Source organism: Streptomyces sp. NPDC029674, assembly GCF_044903205.1.
In the GTDB taxonomy this organism is placed as follows: domain Bacteria; phylum Actinomycetota; class Actinomycetes; order Streptomycetales; family Streptomycetaceae; genus Streptomyces.
The window spans coordinates 16,800-37,184 of the sequence record NZ_JBJDPY010000003.1 but is presented as its reverse complement, the minus strand read 5'-3'; the positions used below and the strand labels follow the sequence as shown (position 1 = coordinate 37,184).

Annotated in this window: 25 protein-coding genes and 1 pseudogene; 19 read left to right on the top strand and 7 right to left on the bottom strand. The window is 68.4% G+C overall.

Annotated features, from left to right (window positions below):
- Positions 1-22: 22 nt before the first annotated feature.
- On the bottom strand, positions 23-841 hold the full coding sequence (locus ACI2L3_RS07525) for a hypothetical protein (RefSeq protein WP_404751384.1): 819 nt from the start codon (positions 839-841) through the stop codon (positions 23-25).
- A 113-nt stretch (positions 842-954) separates the two neighbouring features.
- Here ACI2L3_RS07525 and ACI2L3_RS07520 point away from each other — a divergent pair, with 113 nt between their 5' ends.
- The 3 genes from ACI2L3_RS07520 to ACI2L3_RS07510 all read left to right on the top strand — a co-directional run bounded on the left by ACI2L3_RS07520 (position 955) and on the right by ACI2L3_RS07510 (position 3,142).
- Positions 955-1,110, top strand: coding sequence for a hypothetical protein (locus ACI2L3_RS07520; RefSeq protein ID WP_404751944.1), 156 nt, complete (start codon positions 955-957; stop codon positions 1,108-1,110).
- Positions 1,111-1,184: 74 nt separating this feature from the next.
- Positions 1,185-2,786: an FAD-binding oxidoreductase gene (locus ACI2L3_RS07515; RefSeq protein WP_404751383.1), complete on the top strand. Its 1,602-nt coding sequence runs from the start codon at positions 1,185-1,187 to the stop codon at positions 2,784-2,786.
- A 92-nt stretch (positions 2,787-2,878) separates the two neighbouring features.
- Positions 2,879-3,142 carry a hypothetical protein gene (locus tag ACI2L3_RS07510; protein WP_404751382.1) on the top strand — a complete coding sequence of 88 codons (264 nt, stop codon included), beginning with the start codon at positions 2,879-2,881 and terminating at the stop codon, positions 3,140-3,142.
- A 56-nt stretch (positions 3,143-3,198) separates the two neighbouring features.
- On the opposite strand, the gene ACI2L3_RS07505 is transcribed toward ACI2L3_RS07510, so the two are convergent.
- On the bottom strand, positions 3,199-3,915 hold the full coding sequence (locus ACI2L3_RS07505) for a phosphatase PAP2 family protein (RefSeq protein WP_404751381.1): 717 nt from the start codon (positions 3,913-3,915) through the stop codon (positions 3,199-3,201).
- Positions 3,916-4,162: 247 nt separating this feature from the next.
- Positions 4,163-5,173 carry an NlpC/P60 family protein gene (locus tag ACI2L3_RS07500; protein ID WP_404751380.1) on the bottom strand — a complete coding sequence of 337 codons (1,011 nt, stop codon included), beginning with the start codon at positions 5,171-5,173 and terminating at the stop codon, positions 4,163-4,165.
- 226 nt (positions 5,174-5,399) lie between these two features.
- Here ACI2L3_RS07500 and ACI2L3_RS07495 point away from each other — a divergent pair, with 226 nt between their 5' ends.
- The 7 genes from ACI2L3_RS07495 to ACI2L3_RS07465 all read left to right on the top strand — a co-directional run bounded on the left by ACI2L3_RS07495 (position 5,400) and on the right by ACI2L3_RS07465 (position 11,313).
- Positions 5,400-6,062, top strand: a complete 663-nt coding sequence (locus tag ACI2L3_RS07495) for a hypothetical protein (RefSeq protein WP_404751379.1) — start codon at positions 5,400-5,402, stop codon at positions 6,060-6,062.
- A gap of 50 nt (positions 6,063-6,112) precedes the next feature.
- Positions 6,113-7,102, top strand: coding sequence for a hypothetical protein (locus ACI2L3_RS07490; protein ID WP_404751378.1), 990 nt, complete (start codon positions 6,113-6,115; stop codon positions 7,100-7,102).
- Between the two features lie 45 nt (positions 7,103-7,147).
- Positions 7,148-7,471, top strand: a complete 324-nt coding sequence (locus ACI2L3_RS07485; RefSeq protein ID WP_404751377.1) for a hypothetical protein — start codon at positions 7,148-7,150, stop codon at positions 7,469-7,471.
- 1 nt (position 7,472) lies between these two features.
- Positions 7,473-8,660, top strand: a complete 1,188-nt coding sequence (locus ACI2L3_RS07480) for an enoyl-CoA hydratase/isomerase family protein (RefSeq protein ID WP_404751376.1) — start codon at positions 7,473-7,475, stop codon at positions 8,658-8,660.
- A gap of 113 nt (positions 8,661-8,773) precedes the next feature.
- Positions 8,774-9,358: a hypothetical protein gene (locus tag ACI2L3_RS07475; RefSeq protein ID WP_404751375.1), complete on the top strand. Its 585-nt coding sequence runs from the start codon at positions 8,774-8,776 to the stop codon at positions 9,356-9,358.
- Positions 9,359-9,410: 52 nt separating this feature from the next.
- Positions 9,411-10,337 carry a hypothetical protein gene (locus ACI2L3_RS07470; protein WP_404751374.1) on the top strand — a complete coding sequence of 309 codons (927 nt, stop codon included), beginning with the start codon at positions 9,411-9,413 and terminating at the stop codon, positions 10,335-10,337.
- Positions 10,338-10,389: 52 nt separating this feature from the next.
- Positions 10,390-11,313, top strand: a complete 924-nt coding sequence (locus ACI2L3_RS07465) for a hypothetical protein (protein ID WP_404751373.1) — start codon at positions 10,390-10,392, stop codon at positions 11,311-11,313.
- An 11-nt stretch (positions 11,314-11,324) separates the two neighbouring features.
- Here ACI2L3_RS07465 and ACI2L3_RS07460 read toward each other — a convergent pair whose 3' ends face one another.
- On the bottom strand, positions 11,325-11,771 hold the full coding sequence (locus ACI2L3_RS07460; protein ID WP_404751372.1) for an ATP-binding protein: 447 nt from the start codon (positions 11,769-11,771) through the stop codon (positions 11,325-11,327).
- A gap of 201 nt (positions 11,772-11,972) precedes the next feature.
- On the opposite strand from ACI2L3_RS07460, the gene ACI2L3_RS07455 reads away from it, so the two are divergent.
- The 3 genes and pseudogenes from ACI2L3_RS07455 (at position 11,973) to ACI2L3_RS07445 (ending at position 13,290) form a co-directional block, all read left to right on the top strand.
- Positions 11,973-12,818, top strand: coding sequence for a helix-turn-helix domain-containing protein (locus ACI2L3_RS07455; protein WP_404751371.1), 846 nt, complete (start codon positions 11,973-11,975; stop codon positions 12,816-12,818).
- 10 nt (positions 12,819-12,828) lie between these two features.
- Positions 12,829-12,930: pseudogene (locus tag ACI2L3_RS07450) on the top strand (DUF397 domain-containing protein); the annotation flags it as partial.
- An 84-nt stretch (positions 12,931-13,014) separates the two neighbouring features.
- The gene (locus ACI2L3_RS07445; protein WP_404751902.1) at positions 13,015-13,290 is read left to right on the top strand and encodes a DUF397 domain-containing protein; all 276 of its coding nucleotides are present in this window, start codon (positions 13,015-13,017) and stop codon (positions 13,288-13,290) included.
- 13 nt (positions 13,291-13,303) lie between these two features.
- Here ACI2L3_RS07445 and ACI2L3_RS07440 read toward each other — a convergent pair whose 3' ends face one another.
- Positions 13,304-13,774 (bottom strand): GNAT family N-acetyltransferase, encoded by a 471-nt coding sequence (locus tag ACI2L3_RS07440; protein ID WP_404751370.1) that lies wholly within the window; start codon positions 13,772-13,774, stop codon positions 13,304-13,306.
- 83 nt (positions 13,775-13,857) lie between these two features.
- On the opposite strand from ACI2L3_RS07440, the gene ACI2L3_RS07435 reads away from it, so the two are divergent.
- Positions 13,858-14,532, top strand: coding sequence for a hypothetical protein (locus ACI2L3_RS07435; RefSeq protein WP_404751369.1), 675 nt, complete (start codon positions 13,858-13,860; stop codon positions 14,530-14,532).
- 30 nt (positions 14,533-14,562) lie between these two features.
- Here ACI2L3_RS07435 and ACI2L3_RS07430 read toward each other — a convergent pair whose 3' ends face one another.
- Positions 14,563-15,279 carry a hypothetical protein gene (locus tag ACI2L3_RS07430; protein ID WP_404751368.1) on the bottom strand — a complete coding sequence of 239 codons (717 nt, stop codon included), beginning with the start codon at positions 15,277-15,279 and terminating at the stop codon, positions 14,563-14,565.
- 217 nt (positions 15,280-15,496) lie between these two features.
- Here ACI2L3_RS07430 and ACI2L3_RS07425 point away from each other — a divergent pair, with 217 nt between their 5' ends.
- The gene (locus tag ACI2L3_RS07425) at positions 15,497-16,198 is read left to right on the top strand and encodes a DUF4232 domain-containing protein (protein WP_404751367.1); all 702 of its coding nucleotides are present in this window, start codon (positions 15,497-15,499) and stop codon (positions 16,196-16,198) included.
- A 31-nt stretch (positions 16,199-16,229) separates the two neighbouring features.
- On the opposite strand, the gene ACI2L3_RS07420 is transcribed toward ACI2L3_RS07425, so the two are convergent.
- On the bottom strand, positions 16,230-16,868 hold the full coding sequence (locus ACI2L3_RS07420) for an NADPH-dependent F420 reductase (RefSeq protein ID WP_404751366.1): 639 nt from the start codon (positions 16,866-16,868) through the stop codon (positions 16,230-16,232).
- Between the two features lie 404 nt (positions 16,869-17,272).
- Here ACI2L3_RS07420 and ACI2L3_RS07415 point away from each other — a divergent pair, with 404 nt between their 5' ends.
- From ACI2L3_RS07415 to ACI2L3_RS07400, 4 genes are read left to right on the top strand one after another with little or no spacing between them, the layout of a single operon-like run.
- The gene (locus tag ACI2L3_RS07415) at positions 17,273-17,599 is read left to right on the top strand and encodes a hypothetical protein (protein WP_404751365.1); all 327 of its coding nucleotides are present in this window, start codon (positions 17,273-17,275) and stop codon (positions 17,597-17,599) included.
- Positions 17,596-18,831: a putative T7SS-secreted protein gene (locus ACI2L3_RS07410; protein ID WP_404751364.1), complete on the top strand. Its 1,236-nt coding sequence runs from the start codon at positions 17,596-17,598 to the stop codon at positions 18,829-18,831. The genes ACI2L3_RS07415 and ACI2L3_RS07410 overlap by 4 nt, the downstream gene beginning before the upstream one ends.
- A gap of 27 nt (positions 18,832-18,858) precedes the next feature.
- Positions 18,859-19,569: a hypothetical protein gene (locus ACI2L3_RS07405; RefSeq protein ID WP_404751363.1), complete on the top strand. Its 711-nt coding sequence runs from the start codon at positions 18,859-18,861 to the stop codon at positions 19,567-19,569.
- Positions 19,566-20,288, top strand: coding sequence for a hypothetical protein (locus tag ACI2L3_RS07400; protein WP_404751362.1), 723 nt, complete (start codon positions 19,566-19,568; stop codon positions 20,286-20,288). The genes ACI2L3_RS07405 and ACI2L3_RS07400 overlap by 4 nt, the downstream gene beginning before the upstream one ends.
- The last annotated feature ends 97 nt before the right edge of the window (positions 20,289-20,385 follow it).

Below are 20,385 nucleotides of genomic sequence, written 5' to 3'. Positions count from 1 at the left end.
CATTTCCACCAGCCGTACGCGACTACTGCCCGGCAATCTTCCCGGCGAAGATGTCCTTCTCGGCCGGAAGCCGCACCTTCACGGGCACCCCGAAGTCGTAGAGCAGTGTGGTCGATGCCACGTTCGCCTCGGCCACGGTGAACCGCTGGCGCAGCTTGCGCACCCGCCCGCGGTCGTCGAGATAGACGTCGAAGGGCACGCCCGCCTTGCTGAACCCTTTCGCCGCCGCGACGCCCAGCGCACCGCGCTGACCTGCGGAGGCGGCCTCGGCCGCCGCGCGCAGATCCGCGACGCCGCGGTAGTGCCGCACCTCGGTCCCCCCGACCCGCTCCTGCCCCACGAACCCCACCTTGTGCGCCCCGCGCAGCAGTTCCGCCGCCGCGAGGGGGTCCGTGGCGCCGCCGGTGACGAGGTTGCCGTCGGAGAGCGAACCTGTCTCGATCCGCACCCACTTGTCGGCGGGCACCCCGGCCCCGCGGTTCTTCATGTAGAGCGCGCCCGCGGTCATCAGCTCGGTGATGGGCCGGTGCTCGTCGGCTCCCGCGGGATCGGGCGGCAGCACCACCTCGAACCGGCCGAGCTGCCGCCGGAAGTCGTAGACGCCCTTGCCGCGGATGGTGACGCGCGTACCGCCGCTGGCCATCTCCATGGACGTGTTCGCCTTGGAACTGCCCGCCCGGACCAGTGAGTCGGCGGACCGCCGCACCACGTCGACCGGATCGCCGGCACCGCTGCCGTCGGCGGCGGCGCCGGGATTCGAACACCCGGAGGTGACGGCCATCAGTCCCATCGCGGCGACCACGGCGGCCGCTCCGCCCGTGCGCCTGTGCCGAAGCACCATCGCCTGTGTACCCCCAAGCGTTTCCCGCGCCTGACCGTTCCCCCGTCGTTCCCATAACGACCAGTACGTTGACCCGTCACGCGGGCGTCACGCGAGGTCGGTACCGTGACCACGTGGCCGATCAGCAAGCCCCCGCAGTCCACCGCACGACCATGGTCGAAAAGGGCCGCTTCGTCGCCGCCCACTGCACCTGCGGCTGGCGCGGCCCGGCCCGCCGGGCGCGCAGCAAGGCCCGCACGGACGGTGCCGAACACGAGGCGACGCCATGAGCCCGTGATCCGGCCGTACGGAACCCCGTTGTCCCGCAGACCGTCTCGTTCTCCGGGAAGCGACGGGAGGCGTCATGGAACGACGTACGTTCATCGGCACAACGGCGGCCACGCTGGCGGCGGCCACGGTGGCGGGCTGCAGCGGCGGCTCGGGAGATGGCGCGGGCGGCACGGCGTCGCGGAGCGGCAGTAGCGGCAGTACCGGCAGTACCGGCAGCAGCTCCAGCGGTACTCCCATCAGGACCTCCAGCGCCGCGGCCGCCGCCCCCGCCACCCTCAAGGCCCTCGCCCGCGACCTGGACGGCACCCTCGTCCAGCCCGGTGAGGCCAAGTGGGCGGCGGCCCGCCAGCTGTACAACACGCGCTACGACAATCTGAAGCCCACCGCGGTGGCGTACGTCGCGCACCCGGACGACATCCGTACCGCCCTCGCGTACGCCCGCGCGCACCGCACCCCCGTCGCGATCCGCAACGGCGGCCATTCGTACGCGGGTTGGTCCTCCGGCAACGGACGGCTGATCATCGACGTGTCGAAGCTGAGCAGGATACGGGCGAGCGGCGGCACGGCCACCATCGGCGGCGGCGCCAAACTCATCGACGTCTACCGCTCGCTCGCCGCGAAGGGCGTCACCATACCGGCGGGCTCCTGTCCGACCGTCGGCATATCGGGTCTCACGCTCGGCGGCGGCCACGGCGTGGTCTCCAGGGCGTACGGCCTGACCTGCGACAGCCTCACCTCCGCCAAGATCGTGACGGCGGACGGCAAGGAGCTCACGGTCTCCAAGTCCGAACACAAGGACCTGTTCTGGGCGCTGCGCGGCGCGGGCAACGGCAACTTCGGCATCGTCACCGAGCTCGGCTTCCGCACGCACGCCGCGCCCCAGGGCGTCTCCGCGTACATGACCTGGCCCTGGTCGAAGGCGGCAGCGGTCATCAAGGCCTGGCAGGCGTGGGGCCCCGACCAGCCGGACGAGATCTGGTCCTCCGCCCACCTGGCGAACACGCCGGGCGGCACCCCGACCGTCTCCGTCTCCTGCTTCTCCCTCGGGACGTACGGCGAGCTGCAGAACGCCGTCGACCGCCTCGCCGACAAGATCGGTGCCCCCGCGCGCAGCGTCTCGCTCAAGCGGCGTACGTACGACGAGGCGATGGAGGTGTACGCGGGCTGCTCGTCCTTCGCGTCGGACGCCCAGTGCCACCTGCCCGGCGCGACGCCGGGCCGCAGCCCGCAGGGCGCCCTCAACCGCGAGACGTACGCGGCGAGTTCCGACTTCTTCGACCGCTCTCTGTCGGCGGCGGGCATCCGCACGCTGCTCTCCCAGATCGAGAACGTGACGGGCGCGAGCGCGGGCAGCATCGCCCTCACCGCCCTCGGCGGCGCGGTCAACCGCGTCGACCCGACGGCGACGGCCTTCGTGCACCGCCGCTCGCGGATGCTGGCGCAGTACATCGCGTCGTGGCGCGCCGGCACGTCCGGCACGGCCGCCCGGTCATGGCTGAAAAAGGCGCACGGGGCGATGGGCCGGTACGCGTCGGGGGCGGCGTACCAGAACTACACGGACTCGACGCTGACGAACTGGCGCGAGGCGTACTACGGGGACGCGGCGCCGCGTCTGAAGAAGCTGAAGAAGCAGTACGACCCGGAGCGGTTCTTCGACTTTCCGCAGGCGCTGTAGCGGGGCGCCCGGGGGGTGGGGGTGCAACCCGTTCGGCCGTACGAAGAGGCCCCCAGGTGGCCCGTCGCGCCGGACGGCGCTGCGCTGGGGGAATGACCCCACCGCGCAGCACTCCTCGAATAGCCACCGTCACGGCGACGACGGCCGCGGCTGTCGCCCTCGTCCTGACGGGCCCCGCCGTCGCGCACGAGGCGCCGGCCACGGCCCCGGTCACGATCCCGCTCATGGCCGAGGCGGAGCACCCCGAGTCGGGACCGCTGGCGTTGGCGTCCGCGGCCGTAGTCGGGGCGGCGGCGGGCGTGGGGGTCTGGCTGCTGCGGCGCCGCAGGGCTCCGGGGGACACGGACGAGGACTGATCGGACGTACGACTGAGCTACGCACCAGTCAAGGGCCGCACACGTGGGCGTACCCGCTACGCCGCGAGGTCCCGCTCGTCCGGGTCGGCCGCCGCGCCCGACGGCGAGGCGGTCCCGCTCAGCGGCGCCGCGACGGGACCGGCTTTCCGGTCCCACACCAGCCGACCCGCGCGCCCGGTCGACCGCCCGATCACCTTGGTGAGCGGCGTGAGGAGCGCCATGGCGAGCGGCGAGAGGAGCAGGGCGACGGCGGTGCCGAGCGCGAAGCCGCCGACGACGTCGGTCGGGTAGTGCACGCCCATGAAGACGCGGCAGAAGCCCTCCAGGGCGGCGAGGCCGAGGCCGACGAGCCCGACCTTCCGGTTGGCGACGAAGAGCCCGGCGCCGACGGCCATGGCGAGCGTCGCGTGGTCGCTGACGAACGAGTAGTCGTTCTTGCCGTCGACAAGGAGCTCGATGCCGCGGTGGTCGCGGAACGGACGCGGCCGCTCGACGAAGCTCCGGATGGGGATGTTGACGAGGACGGCGATGCCGGCGGCGAGCGGCGCCCAGACGACGGCGGCGACGGACGACGCGGCCTCGTCGAGGGTGCCGCGCTTGCGCTGGCCCCACCAGCACCACACCACGAGGAGCACGAGGGCCAGGAGAAGGCCGTACTCCCCGACGAATGTCATGGCGGTGTCGAACCAGGACGGGGAGTCCTTCGCGAGGCCGTTGATGTCGTAGAGCAGGCTGACATCGGGGTTCGACCCGGATTCATCGAGTCCAGCCATGGCGCTGTGGCCCCTTGTCTCTCAGCCCACGGGCGCACCTTTCTGTGCGCCCTTCCCATCAACCCCCGTTGTCGGTCCAGTCAAGGGAACGCCCGGTCCCCCGTTCTACGTTCCACCCTCCACCGAAAGATCACTCAGACGTTACCGAAGAGAGACACATCGCCGCAGCTCAGGGGAGTGTTTTAACGGAGAGTTCAAGCCACGTCACACCTAGCGCACGCCCCCGCGCGGGCCGGGCGTGCGCGCCTCAGACCGCTGACGGCTTGGCCGGCACGGCCGCGGCCCCGTCCTCGGTGACACGGGTCGCGCCAAAATAGTCCGGGGTGTCGATCGGGTCGAACCGGATCACGGCGCCGGGCCGCGGGGCGTTGATCATGTACCCGCCGCCCACGTAGATCCCGACGTGCCGGATGGCGCGGGAATTGGTCAGGTCGTCCGAGAAGAAGACCAGGTCGCCGGGGAGCAGTTCGTCCCTCTTGGGGTGCGGTCCCGCGTTGTACTGGTCGTTGGCGACGCGCGGCAGGGTGATGTCGACGGAGCGGTAGGCGGCGAGGGTGAGGCCGGAGCAGTCGAAGCGGCCGCCCTGGTCGGCGGTGCCGTTGCCGCCCCACAGGTAGGGCGTGCCGAGCTTCTTCTGGGCGTAGTAGATGGCGCCGGCGGCCTGCTGCGAGGGCTGCACGCGCCCCACGGGCCTGGCGAAGCTCTTCGACAGGTCGGTGATGGTCTTCACGTAGTTCTGCGTCTCGCGGTAGGGCGGGACGCCGCCGTACTTGATGACGGCGTACGCCCCCGCGTTGTACGCGGCGAGCATGTTCTTGGTCGGGTCCCCCGGGGCGTCCTTCACGTACCCGGCGAGCTTGCAGTCGTACGAGGCGGCGGACGGGATGGCGTCCTGGGGGTCCCAGACGTCCCGGTCCCCGTCCTTGTCCCCGTCGAGCCCGTGCGCGGCCCAGGTGCCGGGGATGAACTGCGCTATCCCGTGGGCGTTCGCCGGGCTCTTGGCGCGCGGATTGAACCCGCTCTCCTGATAGAGCTGGGCGGCGAGCAGCGCGGGGTTGATGGCCTTGCAGAGGTTGCCCCACTTCTGCACGAGGGGCTGATACGTCGCGGGAACGGCCCCCTTGGCGAGCCCGACGGACCCGCCCCCCACTCCGCTCGCGGGAGCTCCGGCCGCCAGGTACGTCCCGGCGACGAGCAGCACGGTGAAGCCGAAGGCCCCGCCGACCCCGACGGACGCGACCAGCCACGTCTTACGCACCGTCAACCACCCCTCACCCGCCGGTAGTCCACCGGCGCTCAGTGTAGAGGCCGCATACGACGTCGAGAGGGGGCACCGCACAGTCGCCGCACATCAAAGAAGGATCACCGCCAGCCGTTATGAACCCATATGGGACACCATTCGGCGAACCTCCCATTGGAGCCGACCAGCCCTCCATCGATAGCTTGGTTCACTCCAGCGAACCCTCCCCCCTCAGGAGCCGACCGTGAACCGCCGCCCCGCCCTGCTCGCAGCCGCCGCCCTGACCACGGCCGCGGCCCTGACGCTCTCCGCCTGCGGAGGAGGCGACGGAGGGTCCAAGGACAGCGAGAAGATCGCGGGAGCGGACTCAGGCACGCAGAGAGACAAATCCCCGTCCCCGAAGGCCTCGAAGGACGGCATCGACCGCCCGGAGATCAAGCTGCCCAAGGACGTGAAAAACGTCTTCGAGGGGGGCAAGACCGGTGATCCTAAGAAGGATGCGGTGCTTGCGGACAATGAGCGGTGGCTCGACGCCCTGATCGAGGCCACCGTCGTCGAATCCGGCGATCACCCGGCGCTGAAGTTCTACGGGTCGGGCGAAGCCCTGCTGTCGGCGGCGGACTACATCCAAGGGTTCCGAAAGAAGAACGCGAGCTTCATCGGAACGATTCGGTACTACGACCGTCAGGTCACCTTCCTCAAGGACGGTGTCGCGGCGGTGTCCTACTGCAAGGACGGAACCAAGACGTACCCCAAGGACCTCAAGACCGGCAAGGTCGACCGCTCCATCCCAGAATCGGCAGCTGATTACGGCTTCTACAACACCCGTGTGCGGAAGAACGCCAAGGGCGTCTGGCAGACGGAATCCGTCACGTACGTGGAGGAGGCGACCAAGAAGTGCATGTGAGTGCGCCAAAGTCGTCCGCTCGCTGGGCCGCTCCTGCTCTCGCCGTCGCTATGGCGCTGCTTCCTGGTACTGCCTATGCCGCCGGGGGCGATACCGATGGCGGCGGAGCCTTCGCGGGCGAGCAGCAGTCGAAGGGCACCCGCAGCGGGAAGAACCTCGGCATCCAGACGAGGATCCAGACGAGAGTCGAAGGCAGCTCCCAGTCCGCGAAGACGGGCACGCTGACCCCCGCCAACAGCAACTGGGACCCGCCTGCCTGCTGGTACGAGCCCGCCTACACCCCGAAGCAGATCGAGTCCACGGTCAAGGCGATCCGGAAGATCGGGTTCTTCGGTCTCGGTGACACGGTGGGCGACGTCTTCGACTCGTACTTCAAGGAGGGCAAGCCGTACAAGGACTACAACCTCGACAAGCAGGGCGAGGGGCAGTTCTGGGCGGCGGCCGTGGACGAGGACCGCAAGGACGAACCCGGGGCGAAGGCCTGCGACGAGCTGCCGTTCTGGGTGGAGAAGGGCGAGACCCCGAAGGAACCCCTCGCGGTCACTCCCAGGATCCTCGCCGAGTACGCATACGGCCAACTCCCCGTCCCCGACACCGAGGTCAAGATGGCCCCCGAGGGCGAGACGAAGGTGAACCTGCCGACCTGGGCGTGGCTGGACAAGGCCAGGTTCAAGAAGATCTCCGTCACCGCGACCCTGCCCGGAACGGGCCTCTCCGCGACGACGACCGCCAAGCCGGTCTCCCTGAAGATCGACCCGGGCACGTCGGACGCCGAGACGTACCCCTCCTCCGGCGAGTGCCCGATCGAGAACGGCCGCATCGGCACGCCCCGCGCCAAGGGCACCCCGGCGGACACGGACCCGCCATGTGGCGTGCGGTACCTGCGGTCCTCGCGCGACGGCTCGTACGAGCTGAAGGCCACCCTCACCTGGGAGGTCAGCTGGACGAGCACGAACGGCCAGGGCAGCGGCCTGCCCCCCGGCGAGTTCGGCACGACGCAGCACGTCGTCGTACGCGAGATCCAGTCCGTCAACCGCTGACCGCGTACCGCGCCACGATCACGCACAGAAGGCTGGAACGACACCATGAGCGACCTCCGTCTCGACGGCACGGTCTTCGAAAGTCTCAAGAAGACGTTCTCCTCGGTCAGTGACCGGATGGATGCCGCCCGCCGCACCCTGAAGAACACCGACGGCTCGGTCGTCGGCACGGGCAAACTCGCCGAGGACGTCCAGGAATTCGCCGACGAATGGGGCTACGGCGTCAAGCAGCTCGGCAAGCACACCCAGGGTGCCGTCAAGATGATCGACAAGATCGACGAGGAGTTCAGCAAACTGGACCAGGCCCTCGCCGAATCACTCAAGACGGCGAAGAGGAAGTCCGCGGAGAAGAGGGGCGGGGGCCACTGACGTGGGAACCAAACGGCCCGCATTCCCCCACATAGGCTGGGACCCCACGCCGGGCGACGTCGAGGACACCCGTGAGCTCGCGAAGAAGCTGGGCGGACTCGCATCGGAACTCGGCACCGCGGTCCGGGACCTGGAGCGGATCGAATGCGGCGCCTGGAAGGGCAAGGCCGCGCTCGCCTTCACGGAGTACATAGGTGAGGACGTCACCCCGCTCATCCGCAAGAGCCACCAATCCTTCGACAAGGCTTCGCGCGCACTGCACCGCTGGGCGCGTGAACTCCAGGAATTCCAGGACGAGGCCGACCGCCTGGAGAAGAAGGCCGGCGACAAGCTGGACGCCCGCGCCGAGGCGAAGCCCAACAGCAAGGAGTCCGCCAAGGCGTCGGGAGACGTCGACGGAGTCATCGGCGACGTCCACGACCTGGAGGACCGCTACAGCAAAGCCGCCGGGGCGATCAGTAAGGAACTCGACAAGGCGGGCGACATCGCGCCGGACGAGCCGGGTTTCTGGGACAAGCTCACCAAGGGCGTCGCGGACGCATGGAAGACCGCAGGCGAGTGGATCAAGGATCACGCCGAGGTGATCAGGATGATCGGCGATGCCCTGAGCCTGATCAGCAGTGCCTTGGGTGTGCTGGCCATCATCACCGCCCCTTTCGAGCCGATCGGTGCGATCTTCGCAGCCGCTTCCATGGTGACGAGCGGCGCGGCGCTCCTCACACACCTGACCGCCAAAATGGCGGGTGCAGAAGTCAGTTGGGTCGAGATCGGCTTCGATGCCTTTGGTGTACTTCCCGGCGTAAAGGGGCTACTTGGCACGGCAAAGGTCGCCAAGGGAGCGAGTGCAGCAGCTCGCGCCACAAAGCTCGGCTCCGGCTATCAGGCAGGGATGAAGGGCAGCAAGCTGCTCCAGCTCTTCGGGAAAGGCAAGCCGGCTCCCGTGGTGCAACTCGCCGAAGGCGGCAGCCGTACCCGACTGGCCGTGGAAAGCGGGCTGCAGAACTTTCGTGGCGGACAGCTGATCGGAACCAAGTCGATCAACGCGTTGGGAACCAGGTTGCCGTTCGTCAAGAGTGACGAGCTCATCGCCCCCATGAGTCAGGGCGGCCGGGCCTTTGACGCCGCCATCAAGACGGGCCTGACCGGATACAAGGGCCACACCATCGCGAACAGAGATTACGGAAGCTGAGGGCGCACCGCAGCATGGACAGCTCCACAAGTGCGAGTACATCCGCAGTCCTCCCCTCGACCGTCGTGGCGGGAGCCACCCTGCCGCCCATGAACTTTCATTGTCCCGAGGGCATGCACACCATCGAGGTATCGCTGGACCCCGCTGAACGTACTCACGCTGCGCAGCAGTTGGTCAAAAGCATCTACCCCAACGGCGGACCGCCCCTTTGGGACATGATGGGCGCTCTGTACAGCGCGGCGGCCGACGAAATGCTGACAGGGGGCGTCTGCTTCTTCGGCATCGGGCTGTACGACATCGAGGACCAGGGCGGTGTCGCGCACTGCTCACTGACGATGGCTGTCTTCGAGTCCATGGAAGCGGATCAGGAGACGGTCGCTCACGGCATTCTGATGACCCTCCAGTCCGACCCCATGCGGGAGGTGTCCTGGATCGACCTGCCATGCGGGCCGGCGGTATCGGCCATGTCCTTCCGCAAGCTTCTCGTCGACAGCGACTACACGAAGAGCGGTGAGGACGAGGAACTGGTGATGGGCCAGATCCAGGTCCATATCCCGTTCGCGACCGGTCCCTATACGGCGGTGTTCACGCTGGATACGGCTTCAATGGAACAGTGGGACGAGTTCAGCAGCGCCATGGCGGGCATTGTCGGATCGGTCGAGTTCCCTGAACTCGTCGACGAAGCGCAGTCCGCCTGAAAGTGCGACCGGCCGGACGGACCTGCTTCCCTCACAGAGAGATGACGCACTGATGGACTGCGACTGGGACTGGGACTGGCTCACCGAACCCGGAGAGAGCGTCCTCGCTCATTCCGCGGCCTCCTTCGCCACCGGTACCGCCCCTGCCGTCTCCGGCCACCGATGGTTCCGCGACACCGAGCGCAACGACATTCAAGGTGAGCTGGTGGACGAGGGGTGGCCGTCCGGCCCTGTCTACGCACTCCGCACCACCACGGACAAGGCAGCCCGTCGCACCGGTCGCGCCCTCGCCTCCGCCCTCTCCTTGTTCACGAGCCTCATCCTCAACGAGAACAACGTCGGCGCACCTGACGGCGAACCCGAGGATCCGGCGAACGAGGTTCATGACTTCCCCGTCATGTGGGCCGCGCCCGGCACCATTGCCCGTACCCTCCCCTGGCAGCTCGACCCGGCACGCCGGCCCAAGGACTGGACGACGGATCTGGTCGTCACCGACCGCCGCCTGGTGTTCGTCGGTTCCGATGTCGGCATGCCGGAACACTCTGATGTGCTGGGTGAGTTGCCCTTCGACGCCATCGCTGAAGTCCGGCATATGACGTTCAGCAGCGTCGAAGCGGATGTCCGGATCACCTTCTCGGACCGCTCCTGGGTACGGCTCTTCACCGGAGCCCGGAACAGCGCGGAGCGCCTCGCCCAGATGGCCGAAGGAACGGTGCGCATGCTGCCGGCGAGTGCGCTCACCGCAGGGCAACGGCAGGAGGCGGCCCGTTTCTGTGCCGGCCTGCCCGAGAACAAGGGCAAGGGCAAGAGCAAGAAGTCGTACCCGCCCACGTACGCCAGGCTGCCGAGCGGCACCGTCTTGATGGAGGTCCGCTCGCCTGCCAAGTCCTCGGCAGGGTTCTTCGACACGTCCATCAACTTGATGACCGAGACGGGCGAACGCACCGTGCCGCAGCCGGGAGATCCCTACGTCGCGTAGCTCAACGGTTCATTCCGCGGCCGAATCGAGATCGAGAAGGAGCACCCCCCGCATGGCGCCATGGCAGCCCGGCCCCGGCGAGACCCTCCTCGCCCGCGACGCGATCGAGTTCGCGAGCGGTACGGCGCCCGCTGTGTCCGGCATGCGCTGGTTCCGCGACGCCGAGCGCAAGGACATCCAGAACGAGCTGACGGTACAAGCCGGTTGGCCCGAAGGGCCCTCCTATACCCCTGCCCCGTCTCCGCCGTCCAAGAGCGCCGCCCGCAAAGCCGGGCGCTTCGGGCTCGGTGCCCTCGTCGCCGCCGTCGTGATCGCCCTCGGGGCGATCCTGGGTGACCTGGGAGGCGCCGGGCCGGGCGGGAGCAAAGGGCCCGGTCGCCCTCGCGACCCCGAGAACGAGGTCGACGACTTTCCCGTCCTGTGGGGCGCCCCGGGCACCCTCGCCCGTACCCTGCCCTGGCGACTCGACCCCGCGCGCCGCCCCGCCGGCTACCACACACACTGCGTCGTCACCGACCGCCGCGTCGCCATCGTCGGCTTCCCCGACCGCGACCCGCGCAAGGACGAAGTGCTCTGGGAGATCGACCGGCAGCGCATTGCGCAGGTGGAGCGCATGACGTACAGCGAGGTCTGGGGCGAGGCCAAGATCCGATTCACCGACGGTTCGTGGTGCCGACTCGCACCGCCGGAGGCGCGGTACGGCTGGACGGTGCTACGGCATCTCGCCCACCCCACCGAGTTGTTGCTGCCCGCGGAGATGACGCCGCGCCAACGGAAGTACGTCGAGTCGTACGCCGCCTCGGTCACCGACCGGGATCCGGCCGAGGCGCCCGTGGTCACCCGCCGACCGAGCGGCCGGTTCCTGATCGAGGTCCGCACGACGGCGCCTGTCACGGCCGGGGACGGAATCGAGAAGCGCCACCAGCACATGAGCAAGCGGGGCCGGCTCGGCGCGATTCGGCAAGGAGATCTCTGAGCGAGCGGCGGCTACGGCCCGGACTGCCGCCACGGGGAGCCGGGCGTGACCTCGGCCCACAGCAACTTGCCCGCCCGTCCGGTACCTACGGGGTACGCACCCCAGCTGTCCGCACAGGCCCGCACGAGGTGCAGCCCCCGACCGCTCTCCGCCGTGCCGGGCGGTTGGCAGCGCTCGGTCTCGCCGAACCCGGGCGGAATCCGCGGATCGGAGTCCCACACCGCCACGCGGACCCCCTCCGGGGAGGACGACCGCAGCCGGAGGGCGTAGGGCCCTTCGGTGTGACAGTGCGCGTTGGTGAGCAGTTCCCCCGCGAGCAGCTCGGCGGTGGGGGTGAGCTCCCCGAGTCCGTACGTCTGGAGGACCGCGCGGAGGGTGGCGCGGGCGATTCCGGGGGCGCGGGGATCGTGCGGAAGTTGGAGGGTGTAGGCCCAGGGCGGCGATACGGTGGCGTTCACGTTCACGGAAGTCTCCGGTGTGGGTGGGTGGTTATGGGGTGGGACCCAGTGACGATGCCGCTCCGTCGAGCGGGGTTCTTCTGGGGCGTTGGCGCCACGCTCAAGGTAGCGCCGGACGGTTAAGGTGTTAATCGAAACCTTGCAAAGCCCTGCACAACCACTCGTGTGAGTGATGGGACAAGAGGAGAGGCGAGCGCGCCCGTGAGAAACAATCCGACGGGACGTCAACTCCGGCTGGGCAGTGAGCTCCGCAAGCTCCGCGAACGTGCTGGCCTGACTTCGACCGAGGCCGCGAAGCTGCTCGGCGTCAAGCAGAACCAGATCAGCAACATGGAAGCCGGCCGACTCGGCGTGAGCTCCGCACGAGTGCGTGCGCTGGCCTGTCATTACGACTGCCCGGACAAGCTACTCATCGACGCGCTGTCCGGCATGACCGGTGAACGCGTGCGCGGCTGGTGGGAGGACTACCGAGAGATCCTGCCCGCAGGACTGCTGGACCTGGCCGAGGTCGAGCACCACGCCACGTCGCTGCGCAACGCGGTGACCGTGCACATCCCCGGCCTCTTCCAGACCACGGACTACGCTCGCGAAATCTTCCGCCAGGACGTTCCGGAACTGTCGCCTCCGGACATCGAGCATCGGATCTCGTACCGCATCAAGCGACAGGCCGTGCTCTTCCGAGAGTCTCCGACGCCCCTCAGGGCAGTCGTCCACGAGGCCGCTCTACGCATGCAATTCGGTGGCCCTGCCGTGACCCGGGCCCAGCTCAAGCACCTCGTCGACATGAGCGAACGCGATCACATCATCCTCCACGTCATTCCGTTCGCCGCCGGAACATTTCCCGGCTCCGGGCAGTCCATCTACTACTCCGCGGGCCCGGTGCCTCAGTTGGACACGGTCAACCTCGACCAGTCGCACGGCCCCATGTTTCTGGACGCCGAGGCCCAACTCGGCAAGTACCGCGTCCTGCTGGACCGCATGGAAGCCACAGCACTCACACCCACGAAGTCCCGTGACTTCATCCACAACGTCATCCAGGACCTGTAGAGGGAGCCCCATGCCCAAACCGACCTGGCAGAAGTCGTCCTACTGCGCCCAGGGCAACTCCTGCGTACACGTGGCCGCAACAGACACCGGCACCCTGAAACTCACCGAAAGCAGCGACCCCACCGGCGCGATAGTCCATGTCACCCCCGACGCCTTCGCCGCCTTCATCGCCCGCCCCCACCCAAAGAAGCGGAACATGACCGAGACACCCCGCCCCGAAATCCCCGCCGACCTCGACTGGATCCGTGCCGCCCCCGAGGGTGAGCAGGGGCCCGGCCCCTGGATCGAGATCGCCTTCGGCGAGGACGACGCCGTCTACCTGCGAGAGACCAGCGACCCGGAGAACGTCGTCACGACCACGCAGAAGAAATGGGACGCCTTCGTACTGGGCGTGCAGGCGGGCGAGTTCGATCACTTCGTCGAGGGAGTCGAGGGAGTCGAAGGAGTCGAAGGCGGGGCGGACGGCGTCTGAGTCAGCAGCCCCGCTACAGACGCATCTCGCCCACCACCTCGTCGCCGCTCATCTCGCCCGTCGGCCGGAACCCGAGTCCGAGGTAGAACCCCTCGGGCCCGCCCTCCCCCGTATCCCACGTCACCGTCACCACCGATTCCCCGCGCCGCCGCAGCTCCTCGCAGACGCTCTCCACGGCGAACCGCCCGTAACCCCGGCCCTGCCGGTCCGCCGCCACGTTCAGCCGCCAGAGGCCCGAGCGGCGGCGGTCGCCGGGGATCTCGGGGTTGAACCGGACGTCGAGGAACGCCATGACGAAACCCACCAGCTCCTCCCCGTCGAAGATCAGCCGCGGCCACGCCACGTCCGGTGACGCGTAGGCCTCCGCCAGCGACTTGGCGACCGGGGACACGAACTTCTCCTGCTCGGGGCGGACTTTGATCTCGACCGCGGCCTCGACGTTGTCGGGCGTGATCTTCTCCAGGCGCAGACGCGGCTCAGTCATCCGGGCACCCTATGCTCCACCCGGCCCGCCGCGCCGCGAATATCGCTGGTCAAGCCCCGCCCGCCCACTGCTACCGTCCGGCCATGCCCGACACCGGAAAGCCCGCCGACCGCGAACCCGTCCCGCTCACCGCCGAAGATGTCACCACCGCCGTACGTCTGGCCGTCGCCACCCTCCGCGGCGCGCCCGCCGACGCCGACTGGGGCGCGAAGGCCGGCGGGCTCGAGTGGGACTGCTGGGAGACCGTCGAGCACCTCGCGGACGACCTCTTCGCGTACGCCGCCCAGCTCGGGCCGGAGAAGCCGCCCATGGACACCGAGGTGCCCTTCCTCTGGTACCGGCGCAGGCAAGGCGGCCCCTCCAACGTCACCTTCGCCGACCGGGATTCGGGCGTCGCGGGTCTGCTTCAGGTCGTGGAGTCGTGCGGCGCCCTGCTGACCGGGATGGTCGCGACCACACCCGCGACGGTCCGCGCCCACCACGCTTGGGGCGCCAGCGACCCGGAGGGCTTCGCCGCGATGGGCATCGTGGAGACGTTGGTCCACACGTACGACATCACCGGCGGACTCGGCATCCGCGAGGCGTGGAACCCGCCCGCGGACCTCTGCGTCCGCGTCCTGCACCGCCTCTTCCCGGACGTCCCGGCGGACACGGACGCGTGGTCCACTCTTCTGTGGGCGACAGGCCGCGGTGATCTGCCGGGCCGCCCCCGCCGCACGGAGTGGCGCTGGTACGGCGCCCCGAAGGGCGAGCGCTGACCCGAGCCCTCGCTCCCGGTCCCGGCCCCGCTAGCTGACGAACTCGTCCGTCAGCACGCACCCCTCCACCAGCGCCGGCGCCGTCGCGACGTCTCCGACCGGCTGGAAGTTCGGGTTGCAGTTGAGGATCAGCAGGCCCGACGACGACATGTCGCGGATCGTCCGCTCGTCGGGGGCGATCACGGCGAAGTCCTTTCCGATCGCGAAACCGCCCTTGATCGCGGCGAGCTCGTTCTTCTTCATGCGCTCGGCGACGTCCGCCTTGTAGGCGGTCTGGAACTTCCTCATGTCGCTGGTCTTGAAGACGCGGATGTAGCCGTGCCCGCCGTCGTCACACGTGCCGCGGAACTGCACGCCCCACGTCTCGTCGAACTTCTCGTCCATGGGGTAGTAGCGCTCGTCCGAGGGGTCGATGCTGTAGCGCTCGCAGGTCGTGAAGCGCTGGACGTACTCGCCCGCCGCCATGACCATCCCGGCTTCCGGCATGTTGTCCAGCATCATCTTCTGCCGCACTTCGGGGCCGCCGCTGGCACCACCGTTACGACCGGGGTTGCCCGTACTGCCCGTGCTGCCCTCGTCAGCCGTCGCGCCAGCAGCACCCGCCGCGCCGTCCGTACTGGACGCGCTCCCCGCACCCGCCTTCGCCCCGCCGTCGCCGTCCTCCCCGTCGCACCCGGAGACCGACAGAGCGAGGGCGCCCACCGCGACCACGGCGGTGAGCATACGAAGAGGTGCGCGCAGGGTCATGCTCATGATCGTAGCGTCCCATGACGGCGTTCCAGGGAACGGACGTTTCCGCAGGTCAGGCACCCTGCGAGCATTCCAGTGTCCCTGATCGTCCGGCACTCCTTGCCCCGTCCCGGCACCGCCCGCTTCGCTGTTCACCAGGCCGGAAACCACGGCTCCGGCCACCTCGGCCGCACCACTCCCACACCCTCACCCTCACCACCTCACGGGGACCCTCATGAAGCACACGTACGCCACCAAGACGCTCCTCGCCGGCCTCGCCCTGATCAGCACGCTCGGCCTGAGTGCCTGCAACGGTGACGACACCGGCAGCTCGGGCGCGGCCCCCGCGGACTCCTCGTCCAGCGCCTCGGCGGGCGGCGGTACCGGCGGCGGCTCGTCCGACAGCGGAGCCGGCGGCGACAACGGCACCGGCGGCAAGGGGGACGGTGGAGGCACCGTCGCGGGTACCGGTACCGGTACCGGGTCCGGCGAGAAAGGCAAGGCCGGCATCTGCCGCAGCGACGAGCTGGAGGTGAGCGCCGCCGACAACTCCACCGGCAAGACGGAAGGTGTCGTCACCGTCGTCTTCAAGAACGGCGGCGGCCGCGACTGCACCATCAACGGTTACGCGGGCGTCGACCTGAAGACGTCCACGGGAGACACGCTGCCCGTGGGCCGCAACGGCGAGAAGGCGATCCCCGCCGTCCTCAAGGACGGCGAATCCGCCGCCTTCAACATCTCGTTCCCGGTCAACAACAGCGGCGGCTCCGGCGTGCGCATCTCCAAGATCCTGGTGACGCCCCCGAACGAGACGAAGACCGTCACCATCCCCTGGCCCGCCGGCTCCCTCCCGGTGGACAACCCCGACGCCCCCGCCGGCGGCACGAAGCCGGCCATCAGCCCGGTGGGCAAGGTCAGCGACTCCCCTGCGGGCTGACCTCAGGCCCGCCTGATGAGGGCGGCCCTCCCTACGAGGCGGTCCGCGGCGGCACGACCCTGATCCCGAACCCGTACGAGCCGATCGCCTCCGCCACCCCCATGAACAGCAGCGCGAAGTGCTCCTGCCCGCGCGCGGTCCCGATGCCTCCCAGGTCCAGCTGGGAGGCATCGGGCCATCCCAGGTCGGCGAGGAGCCCCTTCGTGGTCTCCTTCGCGGCGGCGTCGTCACCCGACAGGAAGATCGTGGCGGGCCCCTCCAGGCTCCCCGGGTCGGTCATCACGACCGAGTCCACGGTGGCGAGGGTCTTGACCACCCGCGTCTCGGGGTACGCCGCCTGGATCTCTTCGCCGAGGCTGTAGTTGGGGTGCGAAAGCTCCATGCCCTCGGTGAAGCCGACACCGATGTCGACCAGCAGCTTGCCGTCGAGGTCGGCCGGGTCGATCTCCTTCAACGCGTCCACGGACGCGGTACCGGGCGTGGCGTTGACCAACACCTCACCATGCGCGCCCGCCTCGCCGACCCCGACGAGCGTGAACCCCTTCAGCTCGTCCGCTTCCGCCCGTTCCTTCGGCGAGCGCGATCCGAGTACGACGTCATGTCCCGCGCTGCTCCAGCCGGTCGCCAGCGCACGGGCCACATTTCCGGTTCCCACGAGTCCGATTCTCATGGTCGGGACGCTAACGGCCCCGGGCGGCGGGGGAATCGGTCCCGGGCTCTACTCCGCATGGGCCCACCGACGTAGTCCCAAAGCCGGGCCACGTCTGGACTCTGCCTGGGCCCACGCCTGGACCCACGCGCCCACGTCTTTGCCCAGCCGCCCGATACCTCCAGGTTCCACCGCATGTACCGGAAACTTCGCACTAGCGAAACAATGCGCCTCATGGATAGCGTCGGTCGTCTCCGTTCATCGGCCGCAGCCGCGCAGCGAGGGCAACGGCAACAACGGCAGAATCCTCCACCGCGAAGAACGCACGTGCGAATACGGCCGAAGCTCCGTTCCCCGTCTCCCGCTCACGTCACGATGGACATCGAGCCCGAGACGACAAGCGACCGAACGAAGGCGGAACAGCAGTGGCCGAGAAGCTCAGAGTCGACGCGGTCGAACTCGAACAGTTCATGAAGCTGCTCGACGGGTCCGTCACGTCCCTGAAGGGCCTGCGCAGCGCCCTGGCCGACGCGACGGTCGGTGGTCTCGGGACGGACGAGCTCGACAAGGCCTGCGCGGACTTCCAGGAGGACTGGAAGTACGGCGCGGAGCAGATCGGTGAACAGACGGAGGATCTCTCCAAAATCATCGAGCAGAACAAGAACGCCTTCATGGAAGTCGAAGAGGCGCTGACGAAAGCCATGAACAAGGCCGGCAAGACCAAGGACGACACGGTGGAGATCCCGAAGTGACGAGCGCCGCGAACTACCCGGACCTCGGCTTCGACCCCGCTCCCGGTGACTGCGACACCGTAAAGGCCCTGCACAAGAAGCTGGACAGCTGCGTCACCGTCCTCCGTGACACCCGCAAGGTGGTCACCAAGCTGATGGACGGCAGTTACTGGGAAGGTGACGCGGCCGTAGCCTTCCGCGAGACCATCGACGAGGGGCCGCTCTCCCTCAACCTCAAGAACGCCGCGCGCTCCATCGAAAAGGCCGCCAAGCAGCTGGAGCGCTGGGAAGGCGACCTCGACGACTTCCAGCGCCGGGCGAGGGAGCTGGACAGGAAGGCGAAGGACGCGCGGGAGGCGCTGAAGGCCGCGAAGGGCCACGCCGACACCGTTGGCGGCGACCCCGACCTGGACGAGAAGGGGAAGGGCAAGAAGCAGGACGACGCGAAGAAGGCCCTGAAACTCGCCGACGCAAAGGTCGAGGACGCCCAGGCGGAGCTCGACCGGATCCTGGGCAGGGCGCGGAGCTTGCAGAGCGAGCACGACGAGCGGTCGAAGTACCGCGCGGAAAAGATCCGCGACGCGACGGACAAGCTGGCGCCGCATGAGCCGGGGTGGTTCGAGAAGGCGTGTGAGTGGGTCAAGGAGAATCTGCCGGATATTCTCAGCGCGATTGCCGGGGTTCTCGCGCTGGCGGCAATCGTCGCTACCGGCCCTTTGGGGCTCGGGGTGGCGGCCGCGCTCATGTTGGCCGCGTCGGCCACAAGCGGTGTGGCGCTGGGAGTTCGGCTCTGGGACCCGGAAGTACGGGAATCGCTGTGGGACGGGTTCACCAAAGGCGAGTTCGACGCCGACTTCTTCGGCAATCTCGTCTCTGTCGGAGCCGACGCGGTAGGGATGGTGCCAGGGCTCGGAGCCGTCATCAAGGGCGGCCGCACTGCCACTCAGGCGGTGCGCGCAGGAGCTGGGGCCATGAGTCTCGGACAGAAGATGACCACCTACGGCACCCACACCCTGGATGCGGGCAAGGACATCGCCCGGCTGGGAAACCCCTTGGTCAACGCGATCGTTACCAGCGACGTAGCAGCTACCAACGTGGCCACCACTTCAGGAGCCCTGGGGCTGGGGACCGCTGGCTACGGACTCATCGACGATGACGAAGGCAGGGCCGAGGCGTCGACCAAGGTTGACGGAGGGCGTCTCCTGCTCGACCTGCCCGGCATCCCGACGATCGCACGTTTCGCCTTCTCTTAACCATTCCCTGGAGAAAGAAGTGGACCCGTGAACCCTGCCGATTACCCCACCGCATGGCAGCATCCGCCAACCCGGCGCGCCTGGTTCCTGCTCATGGTCAGGAACGTGGCCGGACTCATCGGGTGGATCGGCGTCTGGATCGCGTTCCTCGGACTCTCCACCGGGGAGGGCTGGGTGCTATGGATCTTTATCCCTTACACCATCTACGGCAGTTGGCGACTGTTCGTCCAAGTATTTGGTTACTTCCCTATCGCCATGCGCAAGCTCCGCATCCTGCGCACATACCCGTGGCAGGTACTCAGTGGAGTGCCGCACGGCCTGAACATCTACCCCAATATTCTGGGTGACCAGCACGGGTGGTTCGAGCTCCCCAATCCCGCCAATCGACAGCAGCTGCTCCCGCTCGTCATCTCCAATCACCTCCGCGTGGAATGGTGGAGCCGAAGGATGGGTCCCCGCGCCAAGCCACACCTGAAGGCCCAGATCGAGACCATCTGGTTCGCTGGCGACCCCCGCATGATCGGTATTCTCGCCGTGCCCTCGCCTAACGGCCAGGCACCTCGCCGCTTCAAAATCCTCCGGCAGCGTCTAGCAGGGGCTGAGCATGCCCTCACCACCGAATGGGGCGCCACCGCGGAGGACGTGGAACGCGGCCGGCAGGCGGGTTTCGCTCCCTACGCCGACCCGCGTAAACCGAAGCCGGAACAGGAACAGGAACCGAAAGAGAAAACCCTGTGACCACGCCCAGGTTCATTCTCGACAAGTCGGCGTACAACCCCGACGCCGACATGTGGTTCGCCCAGCCCGCGGGCTTCACCACAATTCCCTTCCGTACGTTGTTGAATCCGCCGTACTCCACCGGAGCTCAGGCACTGCGAGAGGCCCTCGCCCCCATACTCGACTCCCTCAACAGCGAGCTGGCCCGCCAGCAATTCCTGGCCCACCTCGCGCAGGGGCAGCACCTGCTGGCCGCCCTCGCCGAGGTCGGCACCACCCGCTGCGCCATCGGACTCCACCGCGACGACATCCCCACCCCCGGCAAGGGCGAGACCAGCGGCGGGCTCCTGTTCTCCCTCTTCACCGTGTCCTGGCGGGACATCGCCCCCGCCGCCCCCGCCGTCACCGCCGCCCGAGCCGTCGCGGGTACCGAGGGGCACACGAACATCGAGTACCTCGAACTTCCCTGTGGCCCCGCATCCTTCAGCGAGACCGTCCGCACCCCGAACGACGACTCCGGCCTCCCCCAGGACCCCGTGCTCCAGGTCTTCGCCCATCTCCCGCACCCGGACGGCAAGCGCCTGGTGGTACTCACGCTCGGCACCACCGCCGTACGTCGGCGAGCGGAGTACCGCAGCCTGTTGCACCAGATCGCCGAGAACGTGAGCTTCGAGGACCCCCTCCTCGAAATGAAGGCGCTCGCCGAAGCGGACGGTGGCAGTCGGCCCTCGCGCGGTTGACGGGTGTCCGACTTTCCCCGACCGTAGGGGAATTGGGCGCAATGCATCGCCCTGCATGCGGCGGCCGGGGGGAGCCGAAGATGCAACCTGGGGACAA

Excerpts from the sequence above, each read along its gene's own strand:
- ACI2L3_RS07525 (WP_404751384.1), bottom strand. The coding sequence starts at position 841 with ATGGTGCTTCGGCACAGGCGCACGGGCGGAGCGGCCGCCGTGGTCGCC.
- ACI2L3_RS07515 (WP_404751383.1), top strand. The coding sequence starts at position 1,185 with ATGGAACGACGTACGTTCATCGGCACAACGGCGGCCACGCTGGCGGCG.
- ACI2L3_RS07510 (WP_404751382.1), top strand. The coding sequence starts at position 2,879 with ATGACCCCACCGCGCAGCACTCCTCGAATAGCCACCGTCACGGCGACG.
- ACI2L3_RS07505 (WP_404751381.1), bottom strand. The coding sequence starts at position 3,915 with ATGGCTGGACTCGATGAATCCGGGTCGAACCCCGATGTCAGCCTGCTC.
- ACI2L3_RS07490 (WP_404751378.1), top strand. The coding sequence starts at position 6,113 with ATGGCGCTGCTTCCTGGTACTGCCTATGCCGCCGGGGGCGATACCGAT.
- ACI2L3_RS07485 (WP_404751377.1), top strand. The coding sequence starts at position 7,148 with ATGAGCGACCTCCGTCTCGACGGCACGGTCTTCGAAAGTCTCAAGAAG.
- ACI2L3_RS07475 (WP_404751375.1), top strand. The coding sequence starts at position 8,774 with ATGCACACCATCGAGGTATCGCTGGACCCCGCTGAACGTACTCACGCT.
- ACI2L3_RS07470 (WP_404751374.1), top strand. The coding sequence starts at position 9,411 with ATGGACTGCGACTGGGACTGGGACTGGCTCACCGAACCCGGAGAGAGC.
- ACI2L3_RS07465 (WP_404751373.1), top strand. The coding sequence starts at position 10,390 with ATGGCGCCATGGCAGCCCGGCCCCGGCGAGACCCTCCTCGCCCGCGAC.
- ACI2L3_RS07445 (WP_404751902.1), top strand. The coding sequence starts at position 13,015 with ATGACCGAGACACCCCGCCCCGAAATCCCCGCCGACCTCGACTGGATC.
- ACI2L3_RS07440 (WP_404751370.1), bottom strand. The coding sequence starts at position 13,774 with ATGACTGAGCCGCGTCTGCGCCTGGAGAAGATCACGCCCGACAACGTC.
- ACI2L3_RS07435 (WP_404751369.1), top strand. The coding sequence starts at position 13,858 with ATGCCCGACACCGGAAAGCCCGCCGACCGCGAACCCGTCCCGCTCACC.
- ACI2L3_RS07430 (WP_404751368.1), bottom strand. The coding sequence starts at position 15,279 with ATGACCCTGCGCGCACCTCTTCGTATGCTCACCGCCGTGGTCGCGGTG.
- ACI2L3_RS07425 (WP_404751367.1), top strand. The coding sequence starts at position 15,497 with ATGAAGCACACGTACGCCACCAAGACGCTCCTCGCCGGCCTCGCCCTG.
- ACI2L3_RS07420 (WP_404751366.1), bottom strand. The coding sequence starts at position 16,868 with ATGAGAATCGGACTCGTGGGAACCGGAAATGTGGCCCGTGCGCTGGCG.